Here is a 15265-nt window from a genome sequence, read left to right on the forward strand (position 1 = left end):
CTGCGCAGCGGGGGCGGGGATGCGGACGGCGCCGAGGTCGACGGAGCCGGAATCGCGGCCTCCGGCCTCGTGCGCGCCGGGGCCGGCCCCGGGCAGCGGCGCGGGGGCGGCCTGGTGCATGGCGTACGCGGGGGCCTGCTCCTGGAGCTGGACGGGGCCCTGGGCGTGCGCCGGGTCGGCCGGCTGGAAGTGCGGCTGATACGCGCCCTGCGCGGCGGGGTCCGCGTAGTGCTCCGTCGTCTGAGCCGCCGGCTGGGGTTCACCCCAGGCGCCCTGGGCGCTCGGCATCAGGAGGAGGTCGTCGTCCTCGGGGGTGTGCGCGGAGGGCTCGGGGTAGGTGTAGGAGTCAGGCGCGGGGACGCCCGGCTGCTCCACCGTGCCCGCGTCCTCCGGCAGTCCCTCGCCCGGGATCCGGCCGGTGTCACTCATGCGTTCCCCTCGCCCATCGTCAGTGCTCCTTCGGCCCTTCGCCCGGGACGCCCGGACACGGCACGCGGTGCTCGTCCGGTGGAACGAGCGGGCGCGCCGCGCGGCACGAACCGGTCGCGGACATCCTGCATTCTCGCGGTCGTTCGCCGCCGCGGCAGCTCATTTCGCCACGGCCCGCTGTGGACTGCGCCACGTTGCGCGTCCCAGGGTGCTGCCGTACCACAACGGGAACCAAAACGGTCCTCTTTTCCGGACATTGACGAACGAAGCGACGAACGTCCGGGAGCGGTGCGACGATCGGCCAGCCTACCTCGCACCGCATGCCGACGGGTCAGGGGGCAAGGTCCGAACGAAGTGCGGAAAGCAGAAAGACGACCGTGCGTTCGCGCTCCGACCAGGCGGTCGTGTCGAGTTCGACGGACTGCAGGAGCGAGCAGGAGACCGTGTAGCCGTTTCCGGCCAGTGCGGCCTCCAGGGCCTCGGCCTCGTCGCGGGTGGAGGCGTGCGTGACGATCCGCTCGGGCCGGCGGTCCGCGACGGCGGTGGCGACGGGGACACCACCGCCTCCTATGCGTACGACATCGGGCTCGGGCAGCCGTTCCAGGACGTGCGGGGCACGGCCCTCGACGACCTGGAGCTGTACGCCGAAGGCGCGGGCGGCGGCCGTGGTGCGGGCGCAGGCGTCGGGGTCGCTGTCCACGGCGAGGACCGCCGCGCCGAAGCGGGCCGCCTCGACGGCCAGGGCGCCGCCCCCGGAGCCGATGTCCCAGACGAGGTCGCCGGTGCGGGGGCCGAGGTGGGCGAGCTGGGCGGCGCGCAGGACGGGTCCCTCGCCCTCGCCGCTCTCCCCCGTCGGGCGGGTGCCCGGGTCGGGGTAGGCGCCGGCGGGCAGCGCCCATCCCCGTACGCCCTGCGGGTAGGCGGGGTGGCGGCCGGCGATCCAGGCGCCGTCGGCCTGCCGCTCGGGGCCGCCGCCGATGACGATGACGACGTTGGGGTCGCGCCAGACGTGGTCGGCGGCGGTGTCGGAGGTGACGACGGTGACCTGTTCGCGGTCGGTGCCCAGCTCCTCGCAGATGACGAACGTGCGGTGGACGCCTTCGAGGAGCAGGGCCAGTTCGGCGGGTCCGGCGCCGGGTGAGGTGAGGACGGCTACCTTGTGGTGGGCGCGGCAGACGTTCACGGCGCGGCGCAGGGTGCGCGGGTGGGCGACGACCGTCTGGGCGTCCTCCCAGGGCATGCCGGCGCGGGCGAAGGCGGTGGCGACGGAGGAGACGGCCGGGACGACCTCGACCTCCAGCCCGTGCTGCGGGGCGCGCAGGGTGCGGACGACGCCGAAGAAGCCGGGGTCGCCGTCGGCGAGGACGACGGCGCTGCCGCGGTGGCCGGCGATGCGGCGGGCGGCGAGGTCGACGGAACCGAGGCGGATGCGTTCGGCGCCCCGGGGGACTTCCGGCAGCGCGAGGTGGTGGGCGGCCCCGGCGACCAGGGTCGCGGCCGAGAGCGCTGCGGTGGCCGCTCTGGTCAGCGGCGAGCCGTCCCAGCCGATCACTGTGACCCGGTCGGCCATCTTGGTGTCATTCTCCTGGAGTCGTCGCAGGCGGGGGGTGCCCGGGGGCGGGCAGGGTGAGGTTACCGGGTCCCCTCCGGCGAGGGGCCGGGACCCCGGCGCCGGTCAGTTCCAGTCGCTGTAGGTGCCGTAGCCGCCGGCGTCGGCGAGCTGTTCGGCGACGCCTTCGAGGTCCTCGGGGAGCAGGCCCCAGACGATGAGGTCGGTGCGGATGTCGGTCCAGCCGCCGTCCGTGCCGTTCTCGGTCCGGGTACGCGCTATGCGGGCGTTGCGCAGGACGCCCTCGCTGATGCAGCCGAGTTTCTGGGCGACCTGCTGGGAGGCGGTGTTGTCGGCTGCGGTGCGCAGTTCGATGCGCTCGAAGCCCTGGTCGCGGAAGAGCCACTGGGCGACGGCGAGCACGGACTCGGTGGCGTAGCCCTCGCCGCGGGCCCAGGGGGCGGTGATGTAGGCGGCCTCGGTGGAGAGGGTGCGCCAGTCGGTGTTGCGGAGCCGTACGGAGCCGACGAGGCGCTGGGTGAGGAACTCGGTGACGGCCAGGGCGATCCCGTCGCCCTTGGTGCGGTGTGCCGGAGCGATTCTGCGTACCCAGCGTTCGGCGTCGACCTGGGTGTACGGGTGGGGCGCGTCGGTCCAGGCGGTGACCAGCTCGTCGTTCATCATCTCGATGTACGCGGGGATGTCCGCCATGTCGAATGGGCGCAGCACCAGCCGGTCCGTGCTGATGGAGATGTCCGGGAAGGTGGAAGTCATGCGCAGCTCCATGCCGAAGACCGTGTAAATGCACAGCATGCAGCATCGCGGGGGGCGCGTGCATGGCCGGGTGGGTGCGGCGGAGCCCCGCACCCCCTGGGCGGGGTGTGCGGGGCTCCTGGGGCAAGTGGCGCGTACGGGTCAGGACTTGGCGTCACCGAAGGCCGGGACGACCGAGCCCTGGTAGGTGTCCTCGATGAACTTCTTGACCTCGTCGGAGTGGAGGAGCTTCACGAGCTTCTGGACCCGGGGGTCCTTCTCGTCGCCCTTCTTGACGGCGACGATGTTGGCGTACGGGTTGCCGTCGGCCTTCTCCAGGACGAGGGCGTCCTTGGACGGCTTCAGCTCGGCCTCGATGGCGTAGTTGCCGTTGATGACGGCGGCGTCCACGTCGTTCAGGGCGCGCGGGACCGTCGCGGCCTCCAGCTCCTTGAACTCCAGGCCCTTCTTGTCGGTGATGTCGCTCAGCTTGGCGCTGGTGCCGACACCCGCCTTGAGGGTGATGAGGCCGTTCTCGGCGAGCAGCTGGAGCGCGCGGCCCTCGTTGGTGGTGTCGTTGGGGACGGCGATGGTCTGGCCGGCCTTGATGGAGTCGAGGCCCTTGACCTTCTTGGAGTAGAGGCCGAGGGGTTCGAGGTGGACGGTGCCGACGGACACCAGGTGGGTGTCGTTCTTCTTGTTGAAGTCGTCCAGGTAGGGCTGGTGCTGGAAGAAGTTGGCGTCGACCTGGCCGGTCTCGGTGGCGGTGTTCGGCAGGACGTAGTCCGTGAACTCCTTCACCTCCAGCTTGAGTCCGGCCTTGTCGGCGAGGTTCTTCTTGACGAAGCCGAGGATGTCGGCGTGCGGCGTCGGGGACGCGGCGACGACGAGGGCCTTGGAGGTGTCGGCGCCGCCGCTCTTGGACGACGGGTCGGAGTCGGTGCCGCAGGCGGTGAGGCCGAGGGCGAGGGCGGTGGTGGCCGCGGCTGCGGCGGTGATCTTGATGCTGGTACGCACGAAAAGTGCCTCTTTCAGGTGGTGATGGTGGTGCGCCCGGACAAGGAGTGCGGGCCTGGTGGAGGAAGGGGAAGCCTCAGGTGGTGCGGCCGCGGCGGGCCAGCAGGCGGACGGCGAGGTCGCCGATCAGCTGGACGAGGGTCACGATGACGATCAGCAGCGCGACCGTGATCAGCATGAACCGGTTGTCGAAGCGCTGGAATCCGTAGGTGACGGCCTTGGAGCCGAGCCCTTCGCCGCCGACCGCGCCGGCCATCGCGGAGTATCCGATGAGCACGATGACGGTGGTGGTGATGCCGGAGACCAGGGAGGGCAGGGCCTGCGGGAGGAGGACCTTGCGGACGATCGTCGGGATGGAACCGCCCATGGACTGGACGGCCTCCACGAGCCCGTGGTCGACCTCGCGGACCGCCGTCTCGACGAGCCGGGCGAAGAACGGGATGGCGCCGACGGCGAGCGGCACGATCATCGCGGTGGGGCCGATGAAGGTGCCGACGACCCAGGTGGTGAACGGGATCAGGGCGATCAGCAGGATGATGAACGGCAGCGAGCGGCCGATGTTCACGATCGCGCCGACGACCTTGTTCACCGGGGTGTTCCGGAGCAGTCCGCCCTTGTCGGTGAGGACGAGCAGGACGCCGAGAGGCAGTCCGGCCAGGACGGTGACGAGGGCGGACCACAGCACCATGTAGAGGGTGTCGAGGGTGCCCTGCGTCAGCAGCGGCTGCATTTCGGACCAGGTCACTTCGCCACCTCCTTGGTGAGCGGTGCGGGTACGGGTGCGGCGTCTGGGCCGTCGACGAGCTCGGCCTGGAGGCCCTGTTCGCGCAGGAAGCCGATCGGGACGACGTTCTCCTCGAACCGGCCGGGCAGCTCGATGCGCATGCGGCCGATCTGCCTGCCGCCGACGGTGTCCATGGCGGCGCCCAGGATCGAGATGTCGATGTTGTACGTACGGGAGAGCTGCGAGATCACCGGGCGGGCGGCGGCCTCGCCGTGGAAGGTGACGTCCACGACGGTGCGGTCGGGCGCGGAGGCGGTGCCGCCCACGGGGAACAGCTCGTGGGCCAGCTCGGAGCCGGGGGTGGCGAGGAGTTCGCCGACGGTGCCGGACTCGACCACCCGGCCGCCCCGCATCAGCGCGGCGGAGTCGCAGATGGTCTTGACGACGTCCATCTCGTGCGTGATGAGCAGGACGGTGAGCCCGAGCTGCTGGTTGAGGTCGCGCAGGAGCTGGAGGATGGAGCGGGTGGTCTCGGGGTCCAGGGCGGAGGTCGCCTCGTCGGACAGGAGCACCTTGGGGTCGCCGGCAAGGGCGCGGGCGATGCCGACGCGTTGCTTCTGGCCGCCGGAGAGCTGGCCCGGGTAGGACGTGGCCTTGTCGGCGAGGCCGACCAGGTCGAGGAGTTCGAGGGCCTTGCGGGAGCGCTCGCGGCCGGTGACGCCGAGGATCTCCAGGGGGAGTTCGACGTTGCGCTGCACGGTGCGGGAGGCCAGCAGGTTGAAGTGCTGGAAGACCATGCCGATGCGGCTGCGCGCCTCGCGCAGTTCCTTGCCGGCCCGGCGCCCCCGGCCCGCGAGGGCGGTGAGGTCCTGGCCGGCCACGGTCACGGTGCCGGAGGTGGGGCGTTCCAGGAGGTTGACGCAGCGGATGAGCGACGACTTGCCGGCGCCGCTGCGGCCGATGACGCCGTACACCTCTCCCTCGCGTACGTGGAGGTCGACGCCGTCCAGGGCGGTGACCTCGCGGTCGCGCGAACGGTAGACCTTCGTGAGGCCCGTCGTGGTGATCACAGGGGTTTCCGTCACTGTCGAGTGCGCGGCGCGGTGTCCGCCGGGCACGGGGCATGCGTCCGGGGTGATCCGGACGTTTTCGATCGGACGTTCCGAGCGGTTTCCCGGGGCGTCCGGGCGCGGGGGTCACCGCGGGCCGGGACGTGCGGGCTCGTTCCGCTGGATGCGGACGGCCGGGGGAAGGGTTCTCGCTTCGGGGCGCGAGGCTCGGTCGTGGGCCCTCAGAAGGCGCGCATTCGACCCATACAACGAGCACCGGGCGTCGTGATCGCCTCGGTCGCAAGGGTGCGGCTGCTCGTCGTGGTCATGGGCACAAGTAAAACAGACGTGAGCTTTCGGCCGGACCGGTTGTCCGGATAGCGGACAGCGGTGGATGGGGTGGCGCGACAGACGCACATCAGCCCAACCATTCCAGTCGCACCGCTCTGACCTGCGTTGATGCACTCCAGACCCGGCCGGCACCCCCGCTCCCCCGATGCCCGGAGGCCGGGCGCCCTGTGGTCAAGGCCACGATCACCGGCCCCGTCGCGCTTCCCGCCCGAGCCGGGGGTGCACGCGGCGGGCCCCGTGCGCCGTAATACCCTCGGCTCATGCTCGACGCCCTGACGGTCGCGGTCGCCGTGGCCGCCCTCGCCCTCGCCGCCTGGTGCGGATACGCCGCCTACCGGGACCAGCCCACCAAGGACTGGCACTTCATCGGCATGGCCGTCGTCTCGCTGCTGGCCCTGGCGCAGCTGGTGACGGGCATCGTGCAGCTGGCCCGCGGCGAGCGGCCCGAGCAGGGCATGACCATCTTCATCGCGTACCTCGCCGGGGCGTTCCTCGCCGTGCCGGCGGCGGGGTTCCTGTCGCTGAGCGAGCGGACCCGCTGGGGCTCGGTGACGGTGGCGGCGGGCGCGGTCGTCCTGGCCGTCCTCGAAGTACGGCTCTACGACATCTGGGGAAGCTGACCGTGACCGACACCGACACCACGCGGGCGACGGCCGGCGAGAAGCGGCCCTTCGACCTGGGTTCCGGCCCCGGCCGGGTCCTCGTCTGGTTCTACGGCGTGTTCACCGTGGCGGCGGCGTCCCGTTCGATCGTCCAGATGATCCTGGACTTCGGCCGCGCGCCCCTGGCGTACGTGCTGTCGGCGGTCGCCGCGGTCGTCTACGGCTTCATCACGTACTCGCTGGTGCGCGGCGGCGAGCGGGCACGCCGGACGGCGCTGGTGTGCTGCGCGGCCGAGCTGGCCGGGGTGCTGATCGTGGGGACGTGGACGCTGGTGGAGCCGTCCGCGTTCGCCGACGCGACCGTGTGGTCGTACTGCGGCCGGGACTACCTGTTCATCCCGGTGATCCTGCCGGTCACCGGGATGATGTGGCTGCGCCGCGCCCGGACCGCGTGACGGCGGGGCGCGGCGCTCGTACCGCCCGCCGGACGGCTAGGCGCTGGCCACGTACGCGGTGGGGGCCTGGGCCTCCTTCTCCAACAGGATCATCATGACCCCGTCGCTGCTGGTCGCGTTGCCCACGGCGGCGTACCCCGCGCGCTGGTAGAGCCTCAGGTTGCCCTCGCTGCGGTGGCCGGTGTGCAGCCGGAAGCGGGTGGCGGCGCGCTCCTCGGCGAGGCCCGCCTCCACCGACCGCAGCAGCCGGGCGCCGAGGCCGTGGCCCCTGAGACGCGGGTGGACGCAGAGCCTGCCGATCCGGCCCGCGCCCTCCTCGTCGATCGAGCCCCGCACCGAGCCGACGACCTCGTCGCCGAGCCGCGCCACGTAGACGAGGTTCTCCGCGATCTCGGCGCGCACCGAGTCGAGGGTCTGGACGAGCGGGTCGATGCGGTAATTGCCGTACAGCTGCGCCTCGCTCTGGAAACAGAGGTACTGCAGCTTCAGAATCTCTTCGGCGTCCCGCACGTCCGCCGCCGAGATGATCACGCTCATGCCCATGTGCGCATGCCTCCCGCTCACCTGCTCCGCCGGTTGTCTCCCGCTCCTTTCCCACGGTCCAGGAGCGACAACCTCCGCCGCGAGCATTCTGCGCAGACATCCAAGGCATCGGGAACGGATGGGGCCCAAACTCCCCTGTGACATAGCCAACTCCCCTGCGATGTGATGGGAGCCGGTTGCTGACGGGGAGTCGGGCCCGTCGTCCTACCTCTTCGCCGCGAAGTCCGCAGCCGCGAGCAGGGCGGTGTCCGGGTTGTCGGAGAAGATGCCGTCGATCCCGGTCGCGAAGTACGCGGCGAAGGCGCCGAACGCGTCCCCGTACGCGTTGGGGTCGCTGCCGCGCCGGAAGTCCGCGGGCAGGAAGGTGTTCTCGTTGCGCATCGTGTACGGGTGGAGGACGAGGCCCTGGGCGTGGGCGTCGCGCACCAGGGTGGTGGGCTCGGTGAGCCGGCCGGCGGCGTCCTTGGGGATGATCAGGTCCAGGGTGGGGCCAATGCCCTGCGCGAAGGACGCCATCCACTTCAGGCCGGCCGGCTTCACCAGGTCGTCCGTGGTGCGCGGGTCGCCGGACACCTCGAAGTCCCAGGGTTTGCTGCCCGCGCCGGAGAGCAGGACGATGCGCGGGGTCGCGACGAGCCGCGCCAGGCGCTGGACGCTGCCGGGCTCGAAGGACTGGAGGATCACCGGGGACTGGGCGCGGTGGCGTCCGTAGCGGCGCAGCAGCTTGGCGAGGGGTTCCTCCAGGCCGAGCCCCAGGCCCCGGAAGTAGCTGGGGTGCTTGGTCTCGACGTACAGCCAGACGGGCTTTCCGCGGCGGCGGCCCTCGCGGTCGGCCCAGCGCAGGACCTCCTCGAAGGTGGGGACCTCCCAGCGGCCGTCGTACAGCGTGTTCTTCTGGCGGTTGGCCGGAATGCGCTCCTTGGCGCGGAGCGTCTTCAGCTCGGCGAGGGTGAAGTCCTCGGTGAACCAGCCGGTGAGGGAGACGCCGTCGACGGTCTTGGTGGTCCGCCGGTTCGCGAACTCGGGGTGCGCGGAGACGTCGGTGGTGGCGGTGATGTCGTTCTCGTGGCGGCAGACGAGGTGGCCGTCGCGGGTGGGGACGAGGTCCTGCTCGATGATGTGCGCGCCCATGTCCAGGGCGAGCTGGTAGGAGCCCAGCGTGTGTTCGGGGCGGTAGCCGCTGGTGCCCCGGTGGCCGATGACGGTCGGGACCGGCAGGTCGAGGCGGTGGCCGCCGTGGTCTCCGTGTGTGCCGCTCCGGTCGGCCGCCTGCGCCGTCGTGGTGACGCCCAGGGCGGCGGTGCCGAGGGCGGCCGCCCCCGCCCCGATGACGGTCCGGCGTCCCGGCGCGGCCTGCGCACGCTCTGTCATGAATGCTCCTCGCATGTGATGTACGGCACCTGTCGAGCGAGGATCGAGCGTAGGCAGGGGCACGGTTCCGGGGGCGGCACCTGGACGAACATGGCGCGAACACGTGGCGACACGGCGTATCCGACGCGTGAACCCGATGTGCGATCGGCCGGTACCCGCGAGTATCGTCCTCACCTGCATGGACCTTCACCATCCGTCGCCTCGGCCGGGCCCGGCCACTACACCGGAGGAAGCGTTGTCCCGTCTCGCACTCATCAAGGCAGTGCTCGGACCGATCCTGCGCCTGATGTTCCGGCCCCGGGTGGAGGGCATCGAGAACATCCCGGGCAGGGGACCGGTGATCCTGGCGGGCAACCACCTGACGTTCATCGACTCGATGATCATGCCGATCTGCTGCGACCGTCCGGTGTTCTTCATCGGCAAGGACGAGTACGTGACGGGCAAGGGGCTCAAGGGCCGGCTGATGGCCTGGTTCTTCACGGGCGTCGGCATGATCCCGGTGGACCGGGACGGTGGGCGCGGCGGTGTCGCGGCGCTGATGACGGGGCGCCGGATCCTGGAGGAGGGCAAGGCGTTCGCGATCTACCCGGAGGGCACCCGCTCCCCCGACGGCCGGCTCTACCGGGGCCGTACGGGCATCGCGCGGCTGACGTTGATGACGGGCGCGCCGGTGGTGCCGTTCGCGATGATCGGCACGGACAAGCTCCAGCCGGGCGGCTCGGGTCTGCCCCGGCCGGGCAAGGTCACGGTGCGCTTCGGTGAGCCGATGGAGTTCTCGCGCTACGAGGGCATGGACCGCGACCGCTATGTGCTGCGCGCCGTGACGGACTCCGTGATGGCCGAGGTGATGCGGCTGTCCGGCCAGGAGTACGTGGACATGTACGCGACCAAGGCGAAGGCCGCCTGACCCGGCGGAACGTACGAGAAGGGCCCGCTTCCCCCGGTCCGGGGGAAGCGGGCCCTTCTCGTACGCGTCCTACTCGTGCACGATGCCCTCCTCCAGTTCCTGACCGCGCAGCAGGAACCAGGCGGCGGCCGCCGTCGCCACGAGGACGACGGCGCCGATGACCGAGGCGAGGTGCAGCCCGCCCACGAAGGCGTCCTGGGCGGCGGTGACCATCTCGGCGGCCTCGTGCGGCGGCAGCAGGTGCGAGGACTCCACGGCGCCCCCGAGCGATTCGTGCGCGGCGTCCGAGACGGCGGGCGGGGTGCCGGGCGGGGCGGTGAAGTCCTTGTAGGCCCCGGTCACGATGGAGCCGAGCAGGGCGATGCCGAGCGCCGCGCCCAGCTCGTACGCCGTCTCCGAGACCGCGGAGGCGGCGCCCGCGTGCTCCTTGGGGACGCTGGAGAGGATGACGTCGGACGTCACGGTGAACGCGAAGCCCGCGCCCACGCCGACGATCAGGAGCAGCGCGCCGATCAGCGGGTAGGCCGTGTCCCGGTGGACGGCGGCGACCGCGGCCAGCGCCAGGCCGATCGCGCCGAGCCCGCCGGACACCACCACCCGCACGGTGAACCGCCGGGCGACCGTGCCCGCCAGCAGGCCCGCGGTGACGGCGCCGACGGCGGCGGGCAGTTCGGCGAGCCCGGCCTCCAGCGGCCCGCGGCCCTGGACCAGCTGGAGGAACTGGGAGAGGAAGAAGACGATCCCGGACAGGCCGAGGATGGTCAGCAGGTCGGCGAGGACCGCTCCGGAGAAACCCCGGTGGTGGAAGAGGCGCATGTCCAGCAGCGGCGCGGTGAGCCGGAACTGACGGCGTACGAACCAGATCAGCGCCAGCAGCCCGGCGACGCCAACCAGGGCGGAGGTCCAGCTCGTGCCGTGCGCGGCCATCTCCTTGATGGCGTAGACGACGCCGATCATGCCGACCAGCGAGAGGCCCACGCTCGGCAGGTCCCACGGTCCGGGCGCCGGGTTCTTCGACTCGGGGATCATCTTGACGCCGACCGCCACGAGCACCGCCATGACGGGCAGGTTGATCAGGAAGACCGAGCCCCACCAGAAGTGTTCGAGGAGGAAGCCGCCGACGACGGGCCCGACGGCGGCGCCGGCCGAGGCCATCGCGCCCCAGATGCCGATGGCGAGGCTGCGCTCGCGGGGGTCGTGGAAGAGGTTGCGGATCAGGGCGAGGGTGGACGGCATCAGGGTGGCGCCCGCGACGCCGAGCAGCGCCCGCGCCACGATCATCATCTCGGGCGTGTGCGCGTAGGCGTTGAGCACCGAGACCGCGCCGAAGGCGGTGGCGCCGCAGAGCAGCAGCTTCTTGCGGCCGATGCGGTCACCGAGGCTGCCCATGGAGACCAGGAGCCCGGCGATGACGAAGGAGTAGACGTCGCCGATCCAGAGCAGCTGGGTGCCGGTCGGCTCCAGGTCCTCGCTGAGGAACGGGGTCGCCAGACCGAGCACGGTCGCGTCGACGGCCACCAGCAGCACGGCGAGGACGAGGACGGCCAGCGCGATCCACCGCCCGGGGCGGTACGGGTCGACGGGGGGCTCCGGGTGCTCTTCGACGCTGCTCATTGCTCCACGCTCCGGCGTACGCCGCCGAGCAGCAACTCGGCGATCATGTAGGGGAAGTCCCGCGCGGCCACCCGGCCCGCCTGAACGGCCCACGCCCCGCTGCCGATGAGCCCGTACAGCGCCTCGGTGAGCCAGGCCGGGGTCAGGTCGATGCGGAATTCGCCGCGTTCCTGGCCGCGCCGGAAGAAGGCGGCGAGGCGGGCGTCCAGCCGGTCCCAGCCGGCGTTCTGGCCGTCGCCCTCGAAGAGCTGGTTCTCGGTCACGAGGAAGGAGAGCAGTCCGGCGCTCGGCTCGACGGCGACGACGAACCGGCGCAGCGCCTCCTCGCTCGTGCCCTCGTCCATCAGGGCGGCGTCGAGCGCGGCCGCGAACTCCTGGATCCCGAGCTCTTCCAACGCCCTGATCAGGGCGTCCCGTCCGGCGAAGTGCCGGTGCAGGGTCGCGCGCCCGATGCCGACGGCCTTGGCGACCTCGTCCATGGTGGCGGTGGATTTGCGGGTCAGCAGGGCGGCGGCGCTGCGCAGCACCTGCTCACGATCAAGAGTCATGGGACAACACTAACCCGCATGAGACATTCGCGTCTCATGCGGGTCCCCGACCCCTCCCAGGTCAGCTCCAGGGCAGTGAGGCGCGGTGCCGCCAGTACGCCTCCGGCTCCTCCACCAGGGCCTCCAGCCTGGCGCGCCGCCCCTCGTCGAGGACGGGGACGGCCGCGTGGAGGTTGCCGGAGAGCTGGGCGACGGTGGCCGCGCCGGAGAGCACGACGCCGGCCCACGGCTGGTGGAGCACCAGGGCCAGGGCGACCGCGTCGCTCCCGAGCCCCTCCTCGTCGGCGATCTCCCGCACGACGGCGGGCGCCTGGTCGCCGGCGAGCCGGCCGTTGGCCAGGCCCTCCTTGACGATGACGGTGAGTCCGGCGGCGTGCGCCTCGGCGAGCGCGGGACCCGCCGAGGTCTCCAGCGCGTTGTAGGTGGCCTGGACCGTGCGGAAGAGGGGGGCGCCGTCGACGGTGACGGCGAGGGCGGCGAGGATCGCCTCGGCCTGGGCGGGACCGCTGGTGGAGAGGCCGACGCTGACGCCCCTGGCGGCCAGTTCGGCGAGGCGGGCGTGGAGCTCCTTGTCGGTGAGCGCCGGGCTGTCCGGGGTCACCGAGTGGATCTGGTAGAGGTCGAGCCGGTCGCCGAGCAGCGCGGCGGTCTCGGCGCGCTGGCGCTCGAACGCGGCGAGGCCGTGGTCCTTGACCTCGTGCGTCTCCGCGTGGAGGCCCCAGTCGGCGGTGTAGGTGTAGCCCCACTTGCTGCCGACGACGACGTCGTCCGCCTCGGGGTGCGCGGCCAGCCAGCCGGCCAGGAACTCCTCGGCGCGCCCGTAGGAGCGGGCCGCGTCGACGTAGCGGACGCCCTGCGCGTAGGCGGCGTCGAGGAGTTCGTGCGTACGGTCGCGCAGGGCGTCGGGCGAGCGGTCGGCGGGCAGGTCGCGGTCGCGGTGGAGATTGATGTAGCCGGGCCGGCCGACGGCGGCCAGGCCGAGCCCGATGTGGGCGGTGGGGGTGGTCGCTTCGGACAGTCGGGCGAACGGCATCGCGGTCTCCTCGTCGTCGGTCAGGACGCGGGCGGTGTCCCCTGGTCGCCCGCCGGGGACCACGGGACACCCCTCAACCCTCAACGTAGCCCGCGACGCGCTCCCGGCTACTTGCGCGCGTCCGCCCAGGCGTGCTGGACCGCGAGGTCGGCCTTGACCTCGGCCAGCTGGACGGCGACGGCCGAGGGGGCGGTGCCGCCGCGTCCGCTGCGGGAGGCGAGGGCGCCGGCCACGTTGAGCACGGTGCGGACCTCCGGGGTCAGGTGCTCGGAGATCTTCGCGAACTGCTCGTCCGTCAGCTCGTCCAGCTCGATGCCGTGGTGCTCGCACTCCTTGACGCACTCGCCGGCCACCTCGTGGGCGACGCGGAACGGCACGCCCTTCTTGACCAGCCACTCCGCGATGTCCGTCGCGAGCGAGAAGCCGGCCGGGGCCAGCTCCTCCATGCGGTCCCGGTTGACGGTGAGCGTCGCCATCATGCCGGTGAAGGCGGGGAGCAGGACCTCCAGCTGGTCGCAGGAGTCGAAGACCGGCTCCTTGTCCTCCTGGAGGTCGCGGTTGTACGCGAGCGGCAGGGCCTTGAGCGTCGCCATCAGGCCGGTCAGGTTGCCGATGAGCCGCCCGGACTTGCCCCGGGCCAGCTCGGCGATGTCCGGGTTCTTCTTCTGCGGCATGATCGAGGAGCCGGTCGAGAAGGCGTCGTGCAGGGTGACGAAGGAGAACTCCTTCGTGTTCCAGATGATGATCTCCTCGGCGATCCGGGAGAGGTTGACGCCGATCATCGCGGTGACGAACGCGAACTCGGCGACGAAGTCCCTGGACGCCGTGCCGTCGATCGAGTTGCCCACCGAGCCCCGCTCGAAGCCGAGGTCGGCCGCGACCGCTTCCGGGTCGAGTCCCAGCGAGGACCCGGCCAGCGCACCGGAGCCGTACGGCGAGACGGCGGTCCGCTCGTCCCACTGCCGCAGCCGCTCCGCGTCCCGGGACAGGGACTGCGCGTGGGCCAGGACGTGGTGGGCGAAGAGCACCGGCTGGGCGTGCTGGAGGTGCGTACGGCCGGGCATGGCGACGTCCGGGTGGGCCTCCGCGAGGCCGACCAGGGCGTCCTGGAGGTCGGCGACCAGGCCGCCGATGATGCGGGCGTGGTCGCGCAGGTACATCCGGAAGAGCGTGGCGATCTGGTCGTTGCGGGACCGGCCGGCGCGGAGCTTGCCGCCGAGATCGGGGCCCAGCCGCTCCAGCAGACCGCGCTCCAGGGCGGTGTGGACGTCCTCGTCGGCGATGGTGCCGGTGAAGGAGCCGTCGGCCACGTCCGCTTCGAGCTGGTCGAGCCCGGCGGTCATCCGGTTCAGCTCGTCCTCGGTGAGCAGGCCGGCCTTGTGGAGGACGCGGGCGTGGGCGCGGGAGCCGGCGATGTCGTACGGCGCGAGACGCCAGTCGAAGTGGACGGACGCGGACAGCCGGGCCAGCGCCTCGGCCGGACCGTCGGCGAAGCGGGCGCCCCAGAGACGTACGTCGCCGTTGCCGTTGCCGTTGCTCACTACGTGCTCCTCGGAAGTGCCACGATCACTGATAGGCATAACTATGCAGAGCTCTGTATTTTTTGTCAAAGACGCACGGGGTGGTGCCGCCCGGCCGCGTGTACGGTCGGCACCGGGAACACCTGGGGGGATCATGGACGACGCCTGGACGACGGTGGGGCAGCTGGCCGAAGGCGTGCCGCTGCGGGAAGCGCTCGGCGGACGGGACTCGGCGGAGCACTGGGTCGAACTCGACCTGGCGGTGCGGCACCCGCCCTGGTACGCGCCGGACGGCTGGGACGCGCCGCGCCGGGACCGGAACGCCGCACCGGCCGAATCCGGAGCCGCCCTCGCCCTGTGCCACCCCGACGGCCGGGTCCGGGAGGCGGCGCTCGACCGGGTGGCCTACTGGCCGGACCTGCTGCCCCTCCTCGTCATCCGGTGCTCGGACTGGGCGGCTCCGGTCCGCGAGCGGGCCCGGGCCCTGCTCGCCGAGGCACCGGCCGCCGGTCTCGTCGCGCGGGCGGAGCTGATCCTGCTCCTGGGCCGGCGCGAGCGGGGCGGGTTCGCCGTGGAGCTGCTGGGCCGGGTGCTGCGCGAGGGCCCCGCCGAGGCCGTGCACCCGTTGCTGCAGAACGCCGACCGGGCGACGCGGAGGTTCGCCCACCGCGTCGCCGTCGAGCGCGGACTGCTGCCGCCGCTCCGGCTGGCCCGCATCGCCGCTCGCTCGGGGGACGTCGTCCTCCAGGACCTGTGCGCCGAGGCCGCGATCGCCGCGGCACGGGAACAGGGCGCCGACG

At 72.0% G+C, this 15265-nt stretch carries 14 protein-coding genes and 2 pseudogenes; 4 read left to right on the top strand and 12 right to left on the bottom strand.

The features are described 5' to 3' along the window. The 6 genes and pseudogenes from G3I41_RS31800 to G3I41_RS31825 all read right to left on the bottom strand — a co-directional run. Window positions 1-429, bottom strand: a pseudogene (locus tag G3I41_RS31800) (5,6-dimethylbenzimidazole synthase); the annotation flags it as partial. Between the two features lie 331 nt (window positions 430-760). After that, a complete protein-coding gene (gene cbiE / locus G3I41_RS31805; protein WP_164403999.1) occupies window positions 761-1999 on the bottom strand; it encodes a precorrin-6y C5,15-methyltransferase (decarboxylating) subunit CbiE in 1239 nt (412 codons plus the stop codon). A 105-nt stretch (window positions 2000-2104) separates the two neighbouring features. Then, a complete protein-coding gene (locus G3I41_RS31810) occupies window positions 2105-2791 on the bottom strand; it encodes a GNAT family N-acetyltransferase (protein WP_164404000.1) in 687 nt (228 codons plus the stop codon). Window positions 2792-2893: 102 nt separating this feature from the next. Next, the gene (locus tag G3I41_RS31815; RefSeq protein WP_164404001.1) at window positions 2894-3748 is read right to left on the bottom strand and encodes a MetQ/NlpA family ABC transporter substrate-binding protein; all 855 of its coding nucleotides are present in this window, start codon (window positions 3746-3748) and stop codon (window positions 2894-2896) included. A gap of 76 nt (window positions 3749-3824) precedes the next feature. Beyond that, entirely contained in the window at window positions 3825-4493 is a 669-nt protein-coding gene (locus G3I41_RS31820) for a methionine ABC transporter permease (RefSeq protein WP_164404002.1), read from the bottom strand. Further along, the gene (locus tag G3I41_RS31825; RefSeq protein WP_164404003.1) at window positions 4490-5542 is read right to left on the bottom strand and encodes an ATP-binding cassette domain-containing protein; all 1053 of its coding nucleotides are present in this window, start codon (window positions 5540-5542) and stop codon (window positions 4490-4492) included. The genes G3I41_RS31820 and G3I41_RS31825 overlap by 4 nt, the downstream gene beginning before the upstream one ends. Before the next feature lie 590 nt (window positions 5543-6132). On the opposite strand from G3I41_RS31825, the gene G3I41_RS31830 reads away from it, so the two are divergent. Further along, window positions 6133-6492 carry a hypothetical protein gene (locus G3I41_RS31830; protein WP_018103833.1) on the top strand — a complete coding sequence of 120 codons (360 nt, stop codon included), beginning with the start codon at window positions 6133-6135 and terminating at the stop codon, window positions 6490-6492. Between the two features lie 2 nt (window positions 6493-6494). After that, entirely contained in the window at window positions 6495-6929 is a 435-nt protein-coding gene (locus tag G3I41_RS31835; protein WP_164404004.1) for a hypothetical protein, read from the top strand. Window positions 6930-6965: 36 nt separating this feature from the next. Here G3I41_RS31835 and G3I41_RS31840 read toward each other — a convergent pair whose 3' ends face one another. Continuing rightward, window positions 6966-7472 (bottom strand): GNAT family N-acetyltransferase, encoded by a 507-nt coding sequence (locus tag G3I41_RS31840; protein WP_164404005.1) that lies wholly within the window; start codon window positions 7470-7472, stop codon window positions 6966-6968. A 204-nt stretch (window positions 7473-7676) separates the two neighbouring features. After that, a complete protein-coding gene (locus G3I41_RS31845) occupies window positions 7677-8843 on the bottom strand; it encodes a glycerophosphodiester phosphodiesterase (RefSeq protein WP_164404006.1) in 1167 nt (388 codons plus the stop codon). Window positions 8844-9078: 235 nt separating this feature from the next. On the opposite strand from G3I41_RS31845, the gene G3I41_RS31850 reads away from it, so the two are divergent. Further along, entirely contained in the window at window positions 9079-9750 is a 672-nt protein-coding gene (locus G3I41_RS31850; protein ID WP_164404007.1) for a lysophospholipid acyltransferase family protein, read from the top strand. 69 nt (window positions 9751-9819) lie between these two features. On the opposite strand, the gene G3I41_RS31855 is transcribed toward G3I41_RS31850, so the two are convergent. The 4 genes from G3I41_RS31855 to argH form a co-directional block, all read right to left on the bottom strand. Continuing rightward, window positions 9820-11364 carry an MFS transporter gene (locus G3I41_RS31855; RefSeq protein WP_164404008.1) on the bottom strand — a complete coding sequence of 515 codons (1545 nt, stop codon included), beginning with the start codon at window positions 11362-11364 and terminating at the stop codon, window positions 9820-9822. Next, window positions 11361-11912 (bottom strand): TetR/AcrR family transcriptional regulator, encoded by a 552-nt coding sequence (locus G3I41_RS31860; RefSeq protein WP_164404009.1) that lies wholly within the window; start codon window positions 11910-11912, stop codon window positions 11361-11363. The genes G3I41_RS31855 and G3I41_RS31860 overlap by 4 nt, the downstream gene beginning before the upstream one ends. A 61-nt stretch (window positions 11913-11973) precedes the next feature. After that, on the bottom strand, window positions 11974-12945 hold the full coding sequence (locus G3I41_RS31865) for an aldo/keto reductase (protein WP_164404011.1): 972 nt from the start codon (window positions 12943-12945) through the stop codon (window positions 11974-11976). 107 nt (window positions 12946-13052) lie between these two features. Beyond that, window positions 13053-14486 (bottom strand): argininosuccinate lyase, encoded by a 1434-nt coding sequence (gene argH / locus G3I41_RS31870; RefSeq protein ID WP_343242264.1) that lies wholly within the window; start codon window positions 14484-14486, stop codon window positions 13053-13055. A gap of 133 nt (window positions 14487-14619) precedes the next feature. On the opposite strand from argH, the pseudogene G3I41_RS31875 reads away from it, so the two are divergent. Then, window positions 14620-15265: pseudogene (locus G3I41_RS31875) on the top strand (hypothetical protein); the annotation flags it as partial.

This window comes from Streptomyces sp. SID9727 (assembly GCF_010550605.1).
In the GTDB taxonomy this organism is placed as follows: Bacteria; Actinomycetota; Actinomycetes; order Streptomycetales; family Streptomycetaceae; genus Streptomyces.